The following is a 1,750-nucleotide window of genomic DNA, read 5'->3' on the forward strand; positions in this document are numbered from 1 at the left end:
ATGCCCTCCAGGGTATTTCGGTGCTCATATTTGTTATAGACTCTGCCACTCTCCTTTAGCAGTACTTTTAGGATTTCCCACGCATCATCTGTTAACATCGTTCTTGGCATAGCAACATTACGGTTAATTATTTTTGGCGAAACAATTATACCTCGTTGCTATGCCGGCTGCTTTTCATACAAAGATCAACAACCTCTAGTTATTCGTTCTATTTCATTTCGCATTTGCTCTGGTGTTTCACTTAACTCTTTAAAGTTGTCTGCTCCAAAAGAGCGTATGAGGTGCTCCACAATGTGATCTGCCGCCCCCTCATAACCTGAAATAGCCTCTAAGTGCTGCTCATATCTCGAATAAGGATCGATATAATCCCTTATTACAATATTACCTTCAGATTGAAAGTCTTGATTCAGAACATCACAAATCTCGACTGCTTTCAGCAATTTCATTCCTTCGAGTGCATCTCGATTTCCATTCCGGTGAATTTCATCAAGGTGAATATGAGAATAAACCCACTTGAATCTTTCTGGTTCCAGAATAGAAATGTCGCCACAAGCCAAGTATCGGAATACATTCATATCTGCATAAATTATTGGCTTATCCGATAATAAATATGAGTTCATCCAAAAATCCTAATTAATGGAAAAGAAATATAACAGCCTACTACTGAGACTTCATACTAACAATCGTTCCCACTGAGAAACCACATTCAGTGTTGTGATTGAAAGGAATCTGAAATGTCCGCTTCACGGACAAAACAGACCATGACGAACCTGTACCAAAACGTCCGCTTTTGTTTAGATTATCAGTTATCTGCCCTCCATTCAGATCCACCTTGATGTCCTACTCTCGGGCAGATATCAGATAATCTTCGTTGGACGAAACCGCGGGATGTTACCCCTGTGGTTTGGCTATGGGGATTTCGATGGTGAATGTGAGTCTGCTGTAGAGGATGATCGCCAAGATCACGTGTTTCCAGTGGTGCTTTGTTTCTATTGGCATCTGATTTTCACGTTTTTATTCAGCTCGGTTGTCTCGTTCTATTCATTGTCATGGGGTTTATAGCGTTTCAGGTAAAGCATCATCCTCACCAGTAAAGGCGCTTTTTTTATCTCTTTAAGCACCCCGCCTATTTAGGGGGCGCTCTTGGTAAGTATGCAGGTAGCCTGAGCCCCGACACCTTCATCGGTGATTGACATTGCCTGCACACGAAGGGGGCTGAGTCTGCCTTCGATTCATTGGCAGGATTTTTGATTTCTGGTGGCGGTGCTACGTGCAAGGCTTGTCTGGCCATATTGAGTTTGGCTTTACTGGCCAGTAACCCATAATGCCGGATACGATGAAACCCGGTTGGCAAGACATGCAATAAAAATCGACGCATGAACTCGTCACACGTCAGTTGCATCGTCCGGTGCATGTTGTTTCCTTTGCGCCGGTAATCCTTATAGGTGAACGAGACATGTGTTTCATCAATGGATTGGAGTCGGCGATTCGCAATCGCTACACGATGCGTATAACGCGACAGGTACTTCAGCACCGCTTGTGGTCCTGCAAACGGCGGTTTGGCATACACCACCCATTCCATGGATTGTTGCTGTTTGCACCATGCCATAAAGTGCCCGGCGTGTTCAAAGCCACTGGTCTGCGTCAACTCCCCGAAGCACAGTAACTGCGTCGATTCGTATAACTCACGTACGCCTTGCATATACAAACGGCGGAACAAGCGTGATAACACTCTGACCGGCAAGAAGAA

The 1,750-nt window shown here is 44.5% G+C and carries 2 protein-coding genes and 1 pseudogene; all 3 read right to left on the reverse strand.

All coding sequences use genetic code 11. From position 1 onward, the window contains the following. Positions 1-110 (reverse strand): annotated as a pseudogene (locus C6Y40_RS25180) (IS5 family transposase); the annotation flags it as partial. A gap of 75 nt (positions 111-185) precedes the next feature. Then, complete coding sequence (locus tag C6Y40_RS10775) at positions 186-620, reverse strand: hypothetical protein (RefSeq protein WP_240621916.1); 435 nt, start codon at positions 618-620, stop codon at positions 186-188. A gap of 506 nt (positions 621-1,126) precedes the next feature. Continuing rightward, on the reverse strand, positions 1,127-1,750 hold a 624-nt coding region (locus C6Y40_RS10780), incomplete at its 5' end, for an IS91 family transposase (protein WP_170308460.1).

This window comes from Marisediminitalea alba (assembly GCF_002993365.1).
In the GTDB taxonomy this organism is placed as follows: Bacteria; Pseudomonadota; Gammaproteobacteria; order Enterobacterales; family Alteromonadaceae; genus Alteromonas; species Alteromonas alba.

Excerpts from the sequence above, each read along its gene's own strand:
- C6Y40_RS10775 (WP_240621916.1), bottom strand. The coding sequence starts at position 620 with ATGAACTCATATTTATTATCGGATAAGCCAATAATTTATGCAGATATG.